The following is a 463-nucleotide window of genomic DNA, read 5'->3' on the forward strand; positions in this document are numbered from 1 at the left end:
GGCGGCGGTTCCAGTCGGCGGCGTCGTCGCGGCCGTTGCGCATGGCAGGCGCCGACAGCACGCGGTCGAATTTCGACTGGGCGCGGGCGTGGGTGTCGCTGTAACCCTTGCTCAGCCGGCGGCAGTTCAGGATCTCCAGCCCAAGCGCATAGTTTTCGCGGGCGTGGGCGAGCGCCAGTTCGTACCAGCGCTCCAGATGCTCGACCTCTACCCTGTGGCGCAGCAGGCGGCGACGCCAGCGGCGCAGGCCGCCGATGAACCAGAGCATGGCGAAGCCGGTAAAACTGTCGGTGCGGATGTGGCGGCCGCGATTGATGCGGCGGTCGAGGAAGGCGGCGAGCTTCGGCCGGCTCTCGATGTAGTTGCCGAGCCCCACTGGCAGCGTGCCGCAGAACTCCTCGATGCGCGGGTGGAAATATTCGGTGACCTGCAGGACCGAGCCTTCCTTGACACCGACTTCCTT

1 protein-coding gene is annotated in these 463 nt (G+C 67.2%); it reads right to left on the reverse strand.

All coding sequences use genetic code 11. The annotated features are described in order from the left end of the window. Positions 1–463, reverse strand: a 463-nt coding sequence (locus tag EN818_RS30785) for a DUF6537 domain-containing protein (protein ID WP_348631429.1), incomplete at both ends; no start/stop codon positions are given.

The organism is Mesorhizobium sp. M3A.F.Ca.ET.175.01.1.1 (assembly GCF_004791945.1).
In the GTDB taxonomy this organism is placed as follows: domain Bacteria; phylum Pseudomonadota; class Alphaproteobacteria; order Rhizobiales; family Rhizobiaceae; genus Mesorhizobium.